The sequence below is a fragment of the Bifidobacterium mizhiense genome, from assembly GCF_020884755.1.
GTDB lineage: Bacteria > Actinomycetota > Actinomycetes > Actinomycetales > Bifidobacteriaceae > Bombiscardovia > Bombiscardovia mizhiensis.
On sequence record NZ_BPWE01000004.1, the window covers coordinates 37122 to 54755 of the forward strand.

At 60.6% G+C, this 17634-nt stretch carries 19 protein-coding genes; 14 read left to right on the forward strand and 5 right to left on the reverse strand.

Annotation, left to right across the window (positions count from 1 at the left end; all coding sequences use genetic code 11):
- Positions 1-101: 101 nt before the first annotated feature.
- The 14 genes from hisF to LPC22_RS06430 all read left to right on the forward strand — a co-directional run bounded on the left by hisF (position 102) and on the right by LPC22_RS06430 (position 11231).
- A complete protein-coding gene (gene hisF / locus LPC22_RS06365) occupies positions 102-878 on the forward strand; it encodes an imidazole glycerol phosphate synthase subunit HisF (RefSeq protein ID WP_024627686.1) in 777 nt (258 codons plus the stop codon).
- 140 nt (positions 879-1018) lie between these two features.
- Entirely contained in the window at positions 1019-1432 is a 414-nt protein-coding gene (gene hisI, locus LPC22_RS06370) for a phosphoribosyl-AMP cyclohydrolase (protein WP_024627687.1), read from the forward strand.
- Positions 1433-1503: 71 nt separating this feature from the next.
- Positions 1504-3606 (forward strand): tryptophan synthase subunit beta, encoded by a 2103-nt coding sequence (gene trpB / locus LPC22_RS06375; RefSeq protein WP_229133185.1) that lies wholly within the window; start codon positions 1504-1506, stop codon positions 3604-3606.
- Between the two features lie 2 nt (positions 3607-3608).
- Positions 3609-4529, forward strand: coding sequence for a tryptophan synthase subunit alpha (trpA, locus tag LPC22_RS06380; protein ID WP_229133186.1), 921 nt, complete (start codon positions 3609-3611; stop codon positions 4527-4529).
- Between the two features lie 37 nt (positions 4530-4566).
- Positions 4567-5478 (forward strand): prolipoprotein diacylglyceryl transferase, encoded by a 912-nt coding sequence (gene lgt, locus LPC22_RS06385; protein WP_198189705.1) that lies wholly within the window; start codon positions 4567-4569, stop codon positions 5476-5478.
- Between the two features lie 90 nt (positions 5479-5568).
- Positions 5569-6234, forward strand: coding sequence for a ribulose-phosphate 3-epimerase (gene rpe, locus LPC22_RS06390; RefSeq protein ID WP_229133187.1), 666 nt, complete (start codon positions 5569-5571; stop codon positions 6232-6234).
- A gap of 31 nt (positions 6235-6265) precedes the next feature.
- A complete protein-coding gene (locus tag LPC22_RS06395) occupies positions 6266-6529 on the forward strand; it encodes a phosphoribosyl-ATP diphosphatase (protein ID WP_229133188.1) in 264 nt (87 codons plus the stop codon).
- A gap of 50 nt (positions 6530-6579) precedes the next feature.
- Complete coding sequence (gene hisG, locus LPC22_RS06400; protein ID WP_229133189.1) at positions 6580-7431, forward strand: ATP phosphoribosyltransferase; 852 nt, start codon at positions 6580-6582, stop codon at positions 7429-7431.
- A 4-nt stretch (positions 7432-7435) separates the two neighbouring features.
- Entirely contained in the window at positions 7436-8050 is a 615-nt protein-coding gene (locus LPC22_RS06405; RefSeq protein ID WP_045924372.1) for a CDP-alcohol phosphatidyltransferase family protein, read from the forward strand.
- Positions 8043-8999, forward strand: a complete 957-nt coding sequence (locus LPC22_RS06410; protein ID WP_229133190.1) for a DUF881 domain-containing protein — start codon at positions 8043-8045, stop codon at positions 8997-8999. Before LPC22_RS06405 ends, LPC22_RS06410 begins: the two co-directional genes overlap by 8 nt.
- Before the next feature lies 1 nt (position 9000).
- Positions 9001-9333 carry a small basic family protein gene (locus LPC22_RS06415; protein ID WP_015021764.1) on the forward strand — a complete coding sequence of 111 codons (333 nt, stop codon included), beginning with the start codon at positions 9001-9003 and terminating at the stop codon, positions 9331-9333.
- 4 nt (positions 9334-9337) lie between these two features.
- Positions 9338-10171 carry a DUF881 domain-containing protein gene (locus LPC22_RS06420; protein WP_024627696.1) on the forward strand — a complete coding sequence of 278 codons (834 nt, stop codon included), beginning with the start codon at positions 9338-9340 and terminating at the stop codon, positions 10169-10171.
- Positions 10172-10177: 6 nt separating this feature from the next.
- A complete protein-coding gene (locus tag LPC22_RS06425; RefSeq protein WP_024627697.1) occupies positions 10178-10621 on the forward strand; it encodes an FHA domain-containing protein in 444 nt (147 codons plus the stop codon).
- Between the two features lie 13 nt (positions 10622-10634).
- A complete protein-coding gene (locus LPC22_RS06430; RefSeq protein WP_373312912.1) occupies positions 10635-11231 on the forward strand; it encodes a MerR family transcriptional regulator in 597 nt (198 codons plus the stop codon).
- Between the two features lie 225 nt (positions 11232-11456).
- Here the strand turns inward: LPC22_RS06430 and LPC22_RS06435 are convergent, their stop codons facing one another.
- From LPC22_RS06435 to LPC22_RS06455, 5 genes are all read right to left on the reverse strand, one after another.
- On the reverse strand, positions 11457-12188 hold the full coding sequence (locus LPC22_RS06435) for an HAD hydrolase-like protein (RefSeq protein ID WP_229133191.1): 732 nt from the start codon (positions 12186-12188) through the stop codon (positions 11457-11459).
- On the reverse strand, positions 12181-12528 hold the full coding sequence (locus LPC22_RS06440) for an RNA polymerase-binding protein RbpA (protein ID WP_024627700.1): 348 nt from the start codon (positions 12526-12528) through the stop codon (positions 12181-12183). Before LPC22_RS06440 ends, LPC22_RS06435 begins: the two co-directional genes overlap by 8 nt.
- Before the next feature lie 84 nt (positions 12529-12612).
- The gene (locus LPC22_RS06445) at positions 12613-15177 is read right to left on the reverse strand and encodes a DEAD/DEAH box helicase (RefSeq protein WP_229133192.1); all 2565 of its coding nucleotides are present in this window, start codon (positions 15175-15177) and stop codon (positions 12613-12615) included.
- Between the two features lie 13 nt (positions 15178-15190).
- Positions 15191-15514, reverse strand: a complete 324-nt coding sequence (locus tag LPC22_RS06450; RefSeq protein WP_229133193.1) for a hypothetical protein — start codon at positions 15512-15514, stop codon at positions 15191-15193.
- A gap of 21 nt (positions 15515-15535) precedes the next feature.
- The gene (locus tag LPC22_RS06455; RefSeq protein ID WP_024627703.1) at positions 15536-17491 is read right to left on the reverse strand and encodes a helix-turn-helix transcriptional regulator; all 1956 of its coding nucleotides are present in this window, start codon (positions 17489-17491) and stop codon (positions 15536-15538) included.
- Positions 17492-17634 lie beyond the last annotated feature (143 nt).

Here is a 17634-nt window from a genome sequence, read left to right on the forward strand (position 1 = left end):
AATGCGTTCATGCCATAGTGTGGACATGCCAGGGTCTTCGGACACCAGAGCAGCTAAGGTCTTGACTCAAACAAATCGGTTCAGGCAGGAAGGCAGGTCGCATGGCGGTAGCGGTTCGTGTCATTCCCTGCCTGGACGTAGACCAGGGCCGTGTGGTCAAAGGCGTCCACTTCAAAAATCTGCGCGATGCGGGCGACCCGGTCGAACTGGCTTCCGCTTACTACCAGCAGGGCGCTGACGAACTGACCTTTCTGGATGTGACAGCCTCTGGAAGCGGACGAGCCACCATGGTGGACCTGGTCAAGAGCACTGCCGACCAGATCTTCATTCCATTGACCGTCGGCGGAGGCGTGCGGACCCCGCAGGATGTCGATACTCTTTTGCGGTCAGGGGCCGACAAGGTCGGCATCAACACGGCAGCCATTGCCAATCCGCAGGTCATCGGGGATATCGCCCAGCGGTTCGGTCGCCAGGTCCTGGTGCTTTCGGTCGATGCCCGCCGATCCAATGCCCAGGGCATTACCTCAGGATATGAGGTGACCACCATGGGTGGCCACCAGTCCACCGGCATAGATGCCATCGACTGGGTCAAGCAGGCCCAAGAACTCGGAGCCGGTGAGATCCTCCTCAACTCCATGGATGCAGACGGCACCCGTCAGGGATTCGATCTGGAGATGATCGCCGACGTGCGCAAGGCCGTATCCCTTCCCCTCATCGCCAGCGGTGGCGCAGGCAAGGCCGCCGATTTTCCTCCTGCGGTCAAGGCCGGGGCCGATGCGGTCCTGGCGGCTTCCGTCTTCCATTTCGGCCAGGTGTCCATCAAGGATGTCAAGCAGGCGCTCCATACGGCCGGGTATCCGGTTCGATGGCAGGCCTGAACCCAATCTGGCAGATAATTTCGACATCACATGCTGCATGGCACTTGCTGGCCATGTTGGCAGTCATCGGGAAACCATACCCATACCATAAACAATCAACCGGCAAGGATGTGTCGGACAAATCAGGAGAATGAGGATCAATGTCACAGTCTTCGAAGGACCAGGAAGCACGTTTGGATCCGAGCATAGCGGCCAGGCTGAAGAAGGATTCCAAGGGACTTGTTGCCGCTGTGGTCCAGCAGTATGACAGCCGTCAGGTGCTCATGGTCGGATACATGGATGAGGAGGCCCTGAGACGGACCCTGACCACGGGGAGGGTCACCTTCTGGTCCCGCTCCAGGCAGGAATACTGGCGTAAGGGGGACACCTCCGGACATGTCCAATACGTCAAGGGCGTCAGCATCGACTGTGACGGGGACGCCTTGCTTATCGAAGTCGACCAGGTGGGGGCGGCCTGCCACACCGGACACAGGTCGTGTTTTGAAGCCGGAGGACCCTTGCCTGCGGTGCAGGGCAATCGTACTCAGGCACAGATGCAGAGCGAGGAAGGGTAATGGGTAATCCAGTGCAGAAAGACGCTAAGGTTGTGACAGGGAATACACAGGAAACTGGAGGGAAGGGCTCTATGACCGTCTTGGATGAACTGGTTGCCGGCGCCGTGGAGGATGCAAGGAGCCGGGTGCAACAGATTCCCTTGGAAAGTCTCAAGCAACAGGTCAGGAGCATGAAGCGCAAACCTCTGGATGCCGCGCGACTGCTCAGGGAGAGCGTCGGCATTCCGATCATCGCGGAAATCAAGCGAGCCTCGCCCTCCAAGGGGTACCTTGCCGACATCAAAAATCCCGCCGCTCTAGCCCGGCAGTATGCCAACGGGGGTGCCTCGGCCATATCGGTCCTGACCGAGGGCAGACGCTTCCTGGGATCCTTGGAGGATCTGCGGCAGGTCAGACAGGCCGTGGGCATTCCCGTGCTCAACAAGAACTTCATCGTCTCCGACTACCAGGTCTGGGAGTCCAGGGCCAACGGGGCCGACATGATCCTGCTGATTGTGGCAGCCTTGGATGACACACGTCTCAAGCACCTGCTGGACCTGGCCGGGAGCCTGGGCATGACCGCCCTGGTCGAGACGCATGATCGTCAGGAGATCGAACGGGCCATCGCGGCCGGTGCCAAGGTGATTGGCATCAACGCCCGGAATCTGAAGGACCTGAGCGTCGACGTCGACCAGTATGCCCGCCTGGCTTCCAACCTGCCCAAGGATGTGGTCAAGGTGGCCGAGTCCGGAGTGTTCGGCACGGTCGAGCTGGAGCGGTACGCGCGGGCCGGGGCCGATGCGGTCCTGATAGGAGAAGGTCTGGTCACCTCCCAGGACCAGGAGGGTACGGTTCGCTTGCTGGTTCAGGCTGGTCACCGCTTCAAGGCCGCCGAGGCCAGACCCCTGTCGACCCATGACGGTCCCTATTTCGGCCCCTATGGCGGACGTTTCGTCCCTGAGGCCCTGGTGGGCGCCCTTGATGAGCTGGAGCGTGTCTACAAGGAGGCCAAGGCCGATCCGGCCTTCCGTGAGGAGCTGAACAGACTCAACCGGGTCTATGTGGGGCGTCCCTCGGCCCTGACACCAGCTCCTCGATTCGCCAAGCTGATCGGCGATCGGGTCGGCGGCCAGGTCAGGGTCTTCCTGAAAAGGGAGGACCTGAACCACACGGGCGCCCACAAGATCAACAACGCCCTGGGTCAGGGGCTCCTGGTCAAGCGCATGGGCAAGACCCGGGTCATCGCTGAGACCGGTGCCGGTCAGCACGGTGTGGCCACGGCCACGGTCTGTGCCCTCCTGGGCTTCAAGTGCCGAATTTACATGGGGCAGATCGATGCCCGCAGACAGGCCCTGAACGTGGCCAGGATGCGGATGCTGGGAGCCGAAGTCGTCGAGGTGACTACAGGGACCAGGATCCTCAAGGATGCCATCAATGAGGCCTTGCGTGACTGGGTGACCAACGTAGAGTCCACCCACTACCTGCTGGGCACGGTCGCCGGCCCCCATCCCTTCCCAACCATCGTCAGGGACTTCCAGAAGATCATCGGCGAAGAGGCATCCGCACAGCTTTCCGCATACGGCATCGACCATCCTGACGGGGTTGTGGCCTGCGTCGGCGGGGGTTCCAACGCCATCGGCATCATGAACACCTTCCTGGACGATCCACGGGTCTCCCTTTACGCATATGAGGCCGGCGGGGAAGGGCCCAAGTCGGGCAAGCACGCCATCCGCCTGTCGCCAGGCACCGGTCAGATCGGCGTCTTCCAAGGAACCAAGTCCTATCTCTTGGAGGACGACCAGGGTCAGACCATGGACACCTACTCCATCTCCGCCGGCCTGGATTACGCTTCGGTTGGACCCGAGCATGCCTGGCTGCACGACATGGGCCGGGTCAAGTATGACTACGCAACCGACAAGGAGGCCATGCAGGCTTTCAGTGACCTCTGCCGGACCGAGGGCATCATCCCCGCCCTGGAGTCCTCGCACGCCTTGGCCGGAGCCAGCAAGGCAGCCACCGACCTTTTGCGCAAGGGAATCAGGAATCCTGTCATTCTGATCAACATCTCGGGCAGGGGCGATAAGGATGTAGCCACGGCGGGCAGATGGTTCGGCTACCTGTCCGAGCAGGAGGCCAGCGCTTTGGAAGCCCAGGCCGGGCACAGCAGAAGCGATCAAGCAGAAGAGGAGGCCTGATGATGGTCAACCAGCAATGGCAGTGGCAGAAAGCGCCCGTCCAGCCTGTCCAACCCCAGCCTGTGCAATCCCAGCCTGTCCAGCCTAAGGGGTTCAGCCGCACGGCCAGCCCGGTGGCGTCCACGCTGCAGGCCCTCCGCCAAGAGGGCAGGCCAGCATTCATCGGCTACTTCCCTTACGGGTTCCCTGACGTGCCCACATCCTTGGAGGCCATGCGGGTCATGGTGAAAAGCGGGGTCGACATCGTCGAGATCGGTCTGCCCTACAGCGACCCGGTCATGGATGGTCCGGTCATCCAAGCGGCCAGCAAGTGTGCCATCGACAATGGCGTCAAGGTCGAGGGTGTCTTCGACGCGGTCCGTCAGGTTCAGGCGGACGGTGCCAGGGCTCTGGTCATGAGCTACTGGAATCTGATCATGCATCACGGAGTAGCGGATTTTGCCGCCCGGATGGCCGAGGCCGGCGGGTCCGGGCTGGTCACCCCGGATCTGATCGTCGACGAATCCGGGGAATGGATAGAGCAGTCGGACCGGTATGGTCTTGACCGGGTCTATCTGGTCTCGCCCGACTCAAGTGATGCACGTCTGCAGATCACCTCCCGTGCAGCCAGAGGATTCGTCTACGCGACCTCCCGGATGGGCGTGACCGGCGAACGTACCAGCATGTCCAACTCGGCGCAGAACCTGGTGGCGAGAGTCAGGCAGGCTGGGGCCCCTTATGTCTGCGTGGGCATCGGGGTGTCTACCGCCCAGCAGGCCTCTCAGGTTGGCGCCTACGCGGACGGGGTCATCGTCGGCTCGGCCCTGGTCCACTGCCTTCTGGATGACGAGGGCAGGCCGCGGAAGGACCGTAGAAAGGCACTGGAGTCCCTGGCTGAGGTTTGCTCCGACCTGCGTTGGGGCATCTCCCAGGCCAGGAAGTGAGTGGGGCTGTAAGGCCCAGGGGCTAGATTGGGGCTTTATGACGCTTGCCTACATTCCATCGCCAGGAATCTCCAGCTTCCATCTGGGGCCGGTCACCATCCGGTTCTATGCGCTGACCATGCTTCTGGCCATCATCGTGGCTGCCTGGATCACCGCCAGGCGCTGGAAGAAGGAGGGTGGCCGGACCGACCAGATTCTGGACATCGCCATCTGCGCAGTACCGGCCGGCATCGTCGGCGCCAGGCTCTACCACGTCATCACCACCCCTGAGCGGTATTTCGGAGCTGATGGCAATCCAGCCGATATTCTGCGCATCTGGCGTGGCGGTTTGGGCATCTGGGGTGCAGTCCTCCTGGGAGCACTGGCAGCCTGGGCCTGGTGCCGTCACAAGAGCTACCCGACCGCCCTGCTGGCCGACAGTGTGGCTCCTGCCCTTCTGGTGGCCCAGGCCATCGGGCGGCTGGGCAACTGGTTCAACCAGGAACTCTACGGGGCCCCCACCACGCTGCCCTGGGGACTGAAGATCGATGCGGCAGGTTCCGCCATTGGCAGCAGCGAACAGTGCTATGACGGGGCCACATGTCCGACAGGCACCCTCTTCCAACCCACATTTTTGTATGAGATGATCTGGAACCTGATTGGCGCAGCCCTCCTGGTCTGGATCGGCCACAAGGCCGTGAACGTGCTCAAAGCGGGCTCGCTCTTCGCACTCTATGTCATGTGGTACACCCTGGGGCGCACCTGGATCGAGGCCCTTCGCATCGACTTCGCCCACGAATTCCTGGGTGTCAGGGTCAACGTCTGGGTGTCCATGACGGTCTTCTTCCTGGCGGCTGCAGCCTTCGTCCTCATAGCGCGCAAGGGCAAGCCGACCTCCCTGCTGTCCGAAAAGCTGCGGACCATCACCGAGCTTGAGGTGCGTCAGGAATCCGAGGCCCGGAGCAAGTAGGACAGGGGTCAGCTATCTGGGGGTCGGTAGGTGTGCAATTGAGCCACAAACCGGTGCCGCCGGTCTTCCGTACAACATAGAATAATCTCCATGAGCATTCAGATAGCACCCAGCATTCTTTCCGCCGATTTCGCCAACTTGGAGCGGGATCTCAAGGCTATTGCCAATGCCGATATGGTTCACGTGGATGTGATGGACCACCATTTCGTTCCCAACCTGACGCTTGGCGAGCCCGTGGTGGAGCGCATCTGCCAGGTGACCGACCTACCGGTGGACGTGCATCTGATGATCGAGGATCCCGACCGTTGGGCCCCGGAATTCGCCAAGCTGGGTGTTGCCTCCGTCACCTTCCATACCGGAGCCGTCCATGCCCCGGTCCGTCTGGCCCGCCAGCTGCACGACATGGGGGTCAAGGCCTGCCTGGCCGTGCGCCCTGCCGAACCTGTGGAGCCGATATTCGACATTCTCGATGAGTTTGACATGATTCTGGTCATGACGGTGGAGCCAGGCTTCGGCGGCCAAAAGTTCCTGGACAATCAGATGCCAAAGACCCGCCGTCTTCGTGACCAGATCACCGCACGCGGTCTGAAGACCCACATCCAGGTGGATGGCGGGGTAAGCCCCACCACGGCTCCTATAGTGTCAGAAGCTGGAGCCGACGTTTTGGTCGCAGGCTCCGCGGTCTACGGCGCTGACGACCCGGCCAAGGCCATTGACCAGATCAGGCAGGCCGCGCAGGTAAGCTACAAGGACTGACGGGTTTTGCAGGAAGAATGGAGATAGCCAGATGAAGACCTTCGATGGGTTGTTTGAGGAGCTTACGACCAAGGCCAAGGAACGTCCGGATGGATCCTTGACCGTGGGCGAGCTGGATAAGGGCACGCATTTCATCGGCAAGAAAATCAATGAAGAGGCTGGAGAGACCTGGATCGCCGCTGAGTATGAAGGCAAGGAGCGGACGGCCGAGGAGATGAGCCAACTGCTGTACCACATTCAGGTCATGATGATCGATCGGGGCATCACCCTGGAGGATGTCTACAGGTATCTGTGACCCCTGATCCTATCCCGCTGTAGATTCGCTTCCGCAATTAGGAGGTTGCCGTGTTGAAGGTCGCGGTGCCCAATAAGGGCATGTTGTCCCAGCCCGCATGGAGGCTGCTGTCAGAGTCTGGCTACCGTCTGCGTTCCAACGATCGGCAACTGGTGGTGGATGACGTCGACAACGACATTCAGCTCTTTTACTTAAGACCCAACGACATAGCGGTCTATGTCGGCTTGGGAACCATCGATCTGGGCATCACCGGGCGTGATCTTCTGCTCAACTCCGGAACCCGGGCCGTCGAGGTCACGCAGTTGGGATTCGGTGCGTCCACCTTCAGATTCGCCGCTCCGGAAGCCAGTGCCATCAGCACCTTGCAGGACGTGGACGGCAAACGCATTGGCACCACCTTCGACCGGCTTCTTGAGGACTACCTGACCAGCAAGGGACTCAAGGCCGAACTGATCCACTTGGACGGCGCAGTGGAGTCTTCGGTTCAGCTGGGGGTAGCCGACCTGATCGCCGATGTGGTCTCCACCGGCACCACCCTGCGTAATGCCGGGCTACGGGTCTTCGGCGATCCCATTTTGAAATCGGAAGGGATTCTCATCAGATCACCCCGTCTGGATCCAGACGATGAGCGGTTGGCGGTCATGTCCCGCAGGCTGGAGGGTGTGCTGACAGCCCGCCGCTATGTACTGATGGATTACGACATCCCGGTTGAGCGCGTGGCCATGGCCGTGGGCATCACACCAGGCTATGAGTCGCCGACAGTCTCCTCCCTGCACGACAAGCAGTGGGCCGCAGTCAGGGCCATGGTTCCCAGGGACCAGGTAAACAACCTCATGGATCGCCTTTATGGGATCGGTGCGCGTGCCATCCTTGTAACTGCCCTTCAAGCTTCTAGAATGTAGTCGGATGGCACTGATTGATCGAATTTCACGCAGCAGGTACAGCCCTGAGCCAAGGTCGGTAATTCTCACCGTACCCAATGTCATCAGCCTGCTTCGTATCCTATCCATACCGCTTATTGCCTATCTGGTCGCCAACCGGCATCTGATCATTTCCTTGGTGGTCATGCTGATTTCGGCCCTTTCAGACGGTGTGGATGGAATCATTGCCCGCAGGTTCAACCAGGTCAGCAAGCTGGGGCAGATCCTTGACCCGGTTGCCGATCGGCTGCTGATTCTCTGTTCCGTCCTTGCCCTGAGCATCGCCTCCATACTCCCATGGTGGCTTCTGGCCCTAGTCGGTGCCCGGGATGTGCTCATGGGTCTGTTGGTTTTGGCGCTGGCCCAGCATGATTATGGCCCCTTGCCGGTGCACTTCGCTGGCAAGACCGGCACGGCCGTGCTCATGCTGGCCATACCGGCCCTGATTTTTGCGGATGTGGGCACTTCAGCCTTCTTCCGTTTCTTCCACCTGGTGGCTCTTGCGGCTGTCATCTGGGGGGTTGGCCTTTACTGGCTGGCAGGGCTGATCTACGCACGCCAGGGCATCGGGCTGCTTCGTCAGGACCGCCATCATGACTGAACCGCAGATGACCCCCCAATCCTTCCCTGTGCCGCCTGACCGTGCCTTGATTCACCGCCGGGCGGCTTTTTCGCATTCCAGCGCAGGTCTGGAACGCCACTATGTGGACCAGGAAAGCTCGGAGCCCGCCCAGGAATCCATGCGTCGGCGCATGGCTGATGAGTCTCTGAGGCTGATTGATGACCTGACCAACCGTCCCATGGATCCCATGTTCGAGGATGCCCGTCTGCTGCCTGCCGAGCGTAGATCGCCGCTGAGCATATGGGTCAACCGAATACTGGTCTTCGTCATTTGTGTGCTGGTCGGCCTGGCAGGCACGGGTATAGTGCAGGTGTTGCACCGGGACCCGCGTCAGAAGGTACGTGAGAAGCTCATCTCCCAGGTGGAGGCGGTCAGCAAGCGTGCCAACGATCTCAACGGTCAGATCTCGGATCTTAACGGCAACATTGATACGCTCTCGGCTCAAGAGGGCGGCCAGGGGCAGAGCAGTACGCAGACCGCTGACGATCTGACCAACGGCACCAGCAAGGTACAGGGGCAGGGCGTCGTCATCACCTTGGCCAACCCAATTGCCTCCAAAGATTCCCGGGAGAATGCTGATCAGATCAAATTGCTCACCGACCAGGACCTGCAGTGGTTCCTGACCAAGCTTTGGTCTGCGGGGGCCGAAGCCATCGCCATCAACGGCAATAGAATAGGAACACAGACATCAGTGCGTACGGCCGGTCAGACCATTTTGGTGGGGACCACATCGATCGAGTCACCCTATAAGATCGAAGCCATCGGCGATCAAGGTGCCTTGTCCGATCTGATGGTTCGTAGCGATCTGCAGGGCCGCCTGCGGGACCTGAAGAAGGCGAACATCACTGTCAATGTGGTCAAACAGCGACGCCTGAGTCTGAATGCAGTGAGTTTGCCCAATCTGTCCTATGCCGGAAGGAGTCATTGACATGTCGGCAATTCTCGGCCTGATCCTAGGCGTGGTGGCGGGCATCTTCCTGAAGCCCGACATTCCCATTGTCCTGCAGCCTTATTTGCCCATCATGGTGGTGGCCGCCCTGGATGCCCTGATGGGCGCGGTCCGCTCCTACTTCGAACGCAGCTTCTCGGACCGGGTCTTCGTGGTCTCCTTCATCTCCAATGTGATCACGGCTACACTTCTGGTCTTCCTGGGCAACCAGTTGGGCGTTGGTTCTCAGCTGTCTACGGCCGTCATTGTGGTGCTGGGCATCCGCATCTTCTCCAACGTCTCCGCTATTCGACGGTTCATTTTCAAGGGGTGAGCATATGAGACACACCCTGAGGAAGAAGCGCGATGAGGGAATGCCCAAGAGCATTCCGCCTAGGAGGCCTGGACGGGTCAGGGCTCCGGCCGACGACACGCAGACCGGTGCTTTTCCGGTGGTTCGCCGTCGGCCTCTGCGCACCCTTAATTCCAACGCCACCAGGGTCAGGCTGGTTACCAGCGTCCTGGTGGCCCTGATGTGCGCCCTGTTGGGCTTTGGTTATGCGGTCCAGGTGCATAATAACCAGTCCTCCTACCAGAGTCTGTCCGAGGAGGAGCTGGTACGGGTGCTGGATGAGACCAGCAACCAGGTCGACAAGCTGGAGGAGCGCAAGAGCCAGCTCAACCAGCAGCTGACCTCCATCAAGTCCGCCGCCGACAAGCAAAAGGAAGCCGCCCGCATAGCCCAGCAGAATGAGCAGAGCAGCGGTATCCTGGCCGGACGTCTGCCTGCACAAGGCAGGGGAGTGGTGGTGACAGTCACCGAAGACAGTGATCGGGTGGATGCTTCTACCATGTTCAATCTGATCGAAGAGCTGCGCAACGCCGGCGCCGAAGTCATATCCTTCAATGATGTCCGGGTGGTTACCAGTACTTATCTGTTGGACACCCGCACCGGCCTGCAATGTGACCACGCCAAGCTGCGCAGCCCCTACGTTGTCAAAGCAATTGGGGATCCGGACAGCCTGCAGAATGCCGTCCAGATCGCCGGGGGAGTGGGTTCGCGGATCAAGGTGCAGTTCCATGCGACCGTATCCGTGGAGCAGTCGAATAGTGTCAGAATCGACCAGGTTCGACGCGTGCAGGACTACCAGTATGCAAAGCCTGTAGAATAGGCAATTATGACAGATCCTATTCCCACTGCGGGCGAGACGACCATCATCGGCATGCCGGCCCTGAACATTCCAGTCACCTCCAACGGTGACCGTCCACTGACCAAGGACGACTTGGAGACCATGGCTCGATTGCCTGAGGGTACAGCCCTGCTGATCTCTACCAGGGGAGCGGTGTCAGGATCGCGCTATCTGTTGGACGAGGATCAGGTCAGCGTGGGTCGTGATCCGAAGGCGGACATTCTGTTGGACGATTCCACAGTCTCCCGGGCGCACGCCATATTCGTGCGGACTGACCATGGTTTTCGGGTCGAGGATACTGGCAGCCTCAACGGCACCTATGTCAACCGCGAACGCGTGGACCAGGCCGACCTGCACAATGGCGACGAGATCATGATCGGCAAGTTCAGGTTGGTCTACTTCGATAATCGGGCAGTCATCGCCAAGAACTGACAGGGGGCATGACATGGCCGGTCAGATGCCGACGCTGGTACAGGGTGAACTCTTTTCTCCTGAGCAGGCTGAGGGCACGACCCGGGGCTACCGGGGAACGGTCGCGGCCAAGGTGGCCGGCATCACCTATCGGCAGCTGGATTATTGGGCTCGCAAAAGGATTGTAGAGCCGTCAATCAAAGCCTCACACGGGTCAGGCTCCCGCAGGCTCTACTCCTTCAAGGATGTGGTTATCCTGGCTGTCCTCAAGCGTCTCTTGGATGCCGGTGTCAATTTGGTCAATGCCACGAATACGGTGAACTATCTCGAGCGTCGAACTGTTGGTCAACTCGAGCATGTAACGGTGGTCTGCGATGGTGATCAGGTCACCGAATGTTCAGGACCTGATCAGGTCTTTGCGCTGATGCAGTCCGGGCGTGCCGTTTTTGCCATCTCTGTGGGTGCTATCTGGCATCGCATGGATCTTGAGCTGCAGACCTGTGATCATGTGGATTTGACTACCGGACAGCTGACCCCGGGTCTGCCTGAGCGCCCTATCGACGAGCTGACGGCTATGCATCTGCGTCAACGCCTGGAGCAGCAGCACGAGCAGCGTCAGCGGGCTGCATGATTGTCGCGTTGGAAGCCGAAAGAGGGGAGAAAAACAATAAGTGATTTGACATAACGTACATTATCGGCTTACTAGGTCACGATTCGATTTTGCGTTTTCCGTTGATTTCATGGTTGCTCGGTTGTGGCCAATTTGGTGAGGTTGCAATAGCATCACTCACAAATTATAAGGGTCACCCGGATGATCTCGGGTGACCCTAAAAGAGACGATACAGTTCTGGCCGACTCAGTGCTGATTCTGATTGTTGGCGAAGTAATCCTCGGCAGCCTGGCACAATTGGTCGACTTGGTTGATGACTCGATAACAGCCGTGAGATTCGAGTTCTCCGGGCTCAGCATAGCCCCAGCCGCATCCCAGACAGTCCAGGCCGGTTTCCAGCGCACCATCGGCATCAGTCCAGCGGTCGCCGACCATAAGGGCACGGTCGCCGCCTTTATCGTCAAAGCCAAGCTGTTGCAGAGCGTGGCTGATGACCTGGGCCTTGGTGATCCTCGTGGAGTCCTTGCTGGCGCCATAGACGCCATCTACCAGTGGCGTCAGTCCGAAGTGGTCACATACCGGCTGAGCCTGGTACTCGGGTTTGCAGGTGGCCACGGCCAAGGTCAGACCTTGCTCATGCATACGATTCAGCTGTTCGGGGATGCCGTCAAAGACCGTAGCGAGCAGACGTCCAGGGATGTGTTGTCCAGGATGGTCCGGATCATCAAATGCCGCTATCTCGCTGTAATAGCGCCGGTAAATCTGGACGCCCTTATCGATGTCTTCTTCTCTGATGCCGTTGCGGCGCAGGGATACTTCAACGGCAGGGCCTATGAATCGGCGAAGCTCGCTTTCATCGGGCACAGGATGACCAAGCTCTTTGAAAGTTTGCACTACGGAGGCGATAATGCCTGGATGCGAGGCGGTCAGGGTGCCGTCCAGATCCAGCAGAACCAGACGGCGCGGTGATTTACTCATAGTCGGGGAACCATCCTTCACGGTGCATTTTCAGACGCTTGTCAAGCACTGCCTTGAGCTCATCTTCCGACCGGCGCTCCAGCAGCATGTCCCAGTGGGTCCTGGTCGGTTTGCCGGTCTTGCCGGACTCCTGCTCGTCATGTCCTTCAAGGTGAGCAATCTGCCCGCAGCGGCACTCCCACTCCTGCGGCACCTCAGCGCCTTCAGCCAAGGGCAGGATAGTCCGATGGCCCTTGGGGCAGACATAGGCGACCTCGCTGCGTGCAGCAAAATCCACATTCTGATCGGATTCCAGGGACTTCGCCCCAATACTCATGCCGCGAAGACTGCGCTCTGCCATGATTCCTCCATACTCGTGTCCGTCACTGCCTCCAAGCTACAGAACAGTGTTGACCTGATACTTATTCCCGGATTGGGCCCGTGTTCACTCCACGCCTGTATAAGCCACAATGCCGCGATTGACCTGGTCTGCGGCGATGCTGGCAGTCCTGGCCAGGTGGTGCCCTCCCCTGCCTAGATAGGGCTCCACTTGGACGATCTGCGTGAGCACATCGGACAGACGCTTGGCGTTGCGCACGAAGTCCCCCGCCGTCAGATCGCTGTCACGCAGGATGGTGGTCAGCGAGTCACCGCAGGCCCAATCGTAGATGGTCGGCCCCAAGCCAAAGTCGAGTTCCGGGGGCAACTCCAATCCAGCCTGGTCGCAGCGCTCCTGTACCTGAGACCACTGACGTTTCATATCCTCCATGGCGTCAACCAGCCTGGGAGCTCGATACCCGGCCCTCTCCCCCGGCTGCTCCCCTACCCCACGGCGGGATTCGTAGACCAGCCCGGAGACGGCCGCTGCAAGTTCAGCGGGCTCCAGATCGTTGAGGATGCCACGATCCAGGATCTCGGCAAGGCTCAGATCCTGCTCGCTGTAAATGCGCCGAAGCAGCTGCCCTTTCCGGGTCAGTCGGCAGTCGTCAGGATCCACGGGCCGTGTGTAGCGCAGGTCGGCCAGAATCTGGCAAATCCTGTCGAACTGGCGTGAAACTGACCCTGTCTTGGACTCGTACTGTTCCCGGGTGCGCTGCAGCTCCTTGTCCATGCGGATCCACCGGTTCCCCCAGCGCAGGTGTTTGGGCAGATCCGGGCACTGGCGACAGGGATGGTTGCGCTCCTGCTCGCGCAGCTGATCGATGTGCCGGTCAAGATCTCGGAATGCCCGATCGCGGGCTTTTTCACTGGTGAACCTCTGCCGCTTCAGGCGGCGGCGATCGTTCTTCTGGGCTGATGAGAGGGCTGCGCGAATGCGCATGAACTCGATCAGATCGCCACGGCTGCACTGGGCAGCCTTCCGGTAGTCCTCCAGACCGTTGGTCAGAGTCTCGATGCGTTCCTCCAGCTCCGAAGCTGATCGGTTGGCTTCCCACTGGGCAAAGGAGTGGTCCAGGGTATCCCGAGCACGCGTATAGCTGGATGAGTTGAGCAGGTTGACAGCCATGTTGAAGGTGGGCCGGAAGCTGGAGTGCAGCGGGTAGACCCTCCTGCTGGACAGGGCGGCCATGGTCTTGGGACTGAAGTCCCGGTGATCGACCACTACTACATGGCCGATGTCATCAATGCCGCGCCGGCCGGCCCGACCGGTCAACTGGGTGAACTCGCCGGGGGTCAGAGCTACATGGCCGGTGCCGTCGAACTTCTCCAACTTCTCCACCACGACACAGCGGGCGGGCATGTTGATGCCCAGGGCCAAAGTCTCGGTGGCGAAGACCACCTTAAGCAGTCCGAGTTCGAACAGATGTTCGACTATCTGTCGGAAGAGGGTGACCGCGCCAGCATGATGGGCGGCGAAGCCCTGCTCCAGAGCAAAGCGGAACTGGGAGAATCCCAGCGCTTTGAGATCCTCCTTGCTGAGCTGGCCGGCCGCCATGGAGTCCACGATGTGCCGTATGCGGCGGGCCTCTTCGTCGGTGGTCAGCTGTAGTCCTGCCCGGAGGCACTGCTGGACGGCCTGGTCGCAGCCGGTGCGGGAGAAGATGAAGTAGATGCCAGGCAGCATGTCCATGAAGTCCAGCTCGTCGACCACGTCGGCCCGGCTTGGACGATACCTCTCCCCCATCCGTCGCTCCGGCCTGCCGCCACGGCCATGGCGATGGTGATGCCCCTTGTTGCGGGCCTGGATGCGCTCCTGTCCGGCCTTGTCCAGCTGGGCCAGACGGGAGACCAGACGCGGGTTGATCTTTGGGGTCTGCCGTCCTGAGCCGTCGTGCCGATACAGATCCAGGATCTCTGGCTCGGTGTGTCTGTCGGCCTGGACCAGGACATGCTGCTCCAGCGGCACGGGCCTGCGCTCGGAGACCACTAGATGGGTGCGTCCGCGCACCGAGGAGATCCAGTCGGAGAATTCCTCCACGTTGGACACGGTGGCTGACAGTCCCACAATGCGGGTGGATGCCGGCAGGTGGATGATTACCTCCTCCCAGACGGGCCCCCGGAAGCGGTCGGCCAGATAGTGGACCTCGTCCAGGATTACGTACTTCAGGGCAGTCAGGGTCGAGGACTGCTCATAGAGCATGTTGCGCAGGACCTCGGTGGTCATGACCACGATGTCCGCCTCGGAGTTGATGGAGGTGTCGCCGGTCAGCAGCCCCACCCGATCCTCCCCGTAACGGTCGACCAGGTCATGGTATTTCTGGTTGCTCAGGGCCTTGATGGGGGTGGTGTAGAAGGTCTTGACGTTCTGTTCCTGGGCCAAAAATACCGCGAAGTCGGCCACAATGGTCTTGCCGGCGCCGGTCGGAGCGGCCACCAGGACGTTGTCGCCGTCCTCCAGGGCAGTGATCGCCTCCAGCTGGAAGTCATCCAGTGGGAAGGGCAACTTGGACTGAAAACGTGCGGGAGCACCGGTCATTCGTTTACGGTGACGACTGAAACGGGCGTAGCGTTCCGCCGGCCCCGGTTCGGATGTTGGTGAATCCTGTCCGTGGTGACGATGACCTGACATGTTCCTCCAAGAACTACTTATTGAACTGCTTCCACCGCCGCCAGATGCGGCCGTGGTTCCTCCTGCGCTGCTCCTTGCGTTGCAGGACCAGGGCATGGGCCTGGCTGTATCGCTCGGTTGACTGTGACAGGGGCAGGGCGAAGGCCGGGCCCTCAGTCCTATCCGTTGCCTGGGCCTGCCCCGCCGCCGGAGGTTGCGGCATATGGCGGTTCAAATCGTCCGAGACCCGCCCTATGGAGCGGCTGGCTGCCATGGCGTGACGGATGGCGTAGACGGCTCCGCCGATCAGCATGGCCAGCATGAAGATCACCAGAAGGATCCAGATCCATCCAGGCATGGAACTCCTCTCCGACCGGGATTAGTGCCGGTCCTGCTCCTTGTCGTGAGCGTCGCTGATGGTGATCTCGCGCTGGGCACGGGCCAGGATCATGGTGCGCAGGGTCTTGGGCGCCACTGCGGTGATGTGCTTGGCGTGGGCGATGCAGAAGGCCACGAACCAGGAGTCCGAGGAGACGGTCAGGTGAACCTTCTGACCGGAACCGCAGGGCTCCACCGAGGCGCCCGGCAGGGACTTGATGTAGGGCAGATCCGGCCGGTCGGTGATGAAGACTGCGGCTGTGCCGTTGTCGAAGGACCACTTGCGCAGCTCGCTGACCGGCACGTCGGGGAACTCCACCTTGTGGCTGGGCTTGACGATGGTCGCATGTTCGATTCTGGCGATTCGCAGAACCTGCCACTGCCGGTTGCGTCCGGTGCCCTGTTTGAGGTGGCGGCTGGAGTCCGAGGGCGCGTCCGCAGCCTCGGTGCCCTCTGCTGCGTCGCCGATATCGGTCCAGGCGGCGACATAGTAGACACCCTCATCCACGAAGATTTTGGCAGGGGCCACTACCTTGCGGCGGGTCCGGCCGGCGGCGTCCGTGTACTCCATGTCCAGCAAGGACTCGGTCTTGATGGCTCGGCGAACGACAGAGAAGCTCTTGGGCTCGGTCTCATACCCGGTCAGGGAGAGCCAGGGTGTCTCGCCCGGACCTACGTGCGTGCGCAGGCGCTGATAGAGCGACTCGGCCTGGGTGCGGGACTGCTCGGGCAGCAGGGGCGAGTGGGCCAGGTAGTTGAGCGAGGCGGTCAGCATGCTCAGGTACTGGGGCGAAATGCCGGCCAGCCGTTCCAGTCCCAGTGAGTTGGTAGCCGAGACGATACCACTGTCGTCCAGCAGGGACCAGTCAATGTCGAAGAACTGGCTGCCGGCCATCTCCCCGTCGTCCGAGACCGTGGTCAGGGTGTTGATGTCCTTGTGGATGGTGTTGACGTACTTGCGCAGCTCTTCCTTGCTGTTGGGGTGGCCGATGAAGCGCTCGGCCAGTTCGGCCAGGGAGAACTCCTCGCCCAGGTGTGCGGACAGGAAGAGCATGAGCCGCAGTCGACGGTCCACCTCGGACCCGGTCTGGAAGGAGGATGCGCTGGCCCGGCGGGCGTGTCTGAGGTCGGTGTCGTCGTCACTGAGGTCGGTGGCGAAGTGCTCGACGCTGGTGCGAGCGATCTCCGGGGAAATGACCGTTGCCGCTCCGGGGCTTATCGATTCGTCGGCCAGCTTGAAACGGGCGGCTGCATCCAGGCGCCGCCGGAAGGCGTCTGCGGCCTCCTGCGGGCTGACGATGGAGGCATCGGGGTGTTCCAGGACGAACATGGCCAGATCGTCCGAGTCGGCATAGGCCACGTTCAGATTCTCTCCGTCCACGTCCACGGTGGCGGCGAAGCGGCGGGAGTCGATGACCTTGACCAGATTGTCGGGAATGCGCTGGGTACCCAGTCCAGGAGCTATGGAATCCAGGCCCAGACCAGGGATGGGCACCTGCGGCACCCGAGGAGTGGTGCGCGAGGCCGGGCGGACGGGCTCTTCGCATGCCTCCTGGGACATGGCGATGGATCGGGCCAGGTAGTTGGCTGCGGCCAACACCGGCATGTCCTCCTGGTTGAAGTGCATACGGATGCGGGGCTCGTCCCCCAGTTGCAGGCGGTAGGAGGCGAAATCCTGGCCTTCGGACTTGGAGGAGTACTCGGGCTGGCGGGATTCGATGGCGATCCCCATGGCTGCCAGCTTGGCTCGGTCACGCTGGAACTGTTTGGCGAAGGCGGCCTTGGCGGCCTGATCGGCCAGCTCGCCATAGGAGTCGGCATAGGCCTTGACCCGCTGCGCTATCTGCCGAGAAGTCAACCATTGAGGGAAAGCGGACGATAAGACGGCCAGGACATCGAGTTCGTGTTTGCCCCACTTATCTGAGAAACGCCGTCTTCCGTTCGTACCTTCTGCCATCAGTCCTCGCGTATCGTTAAAATTTTGACTATTAGTGCGCCTAGCGCACATCTGTCTATCATAGATTCATTTTCAGGAACGTGGGAGCCAAACACTCAAATACGGTCCCTTTTCTTGACAGGCTGAACCCTCTTGCGCCTGGC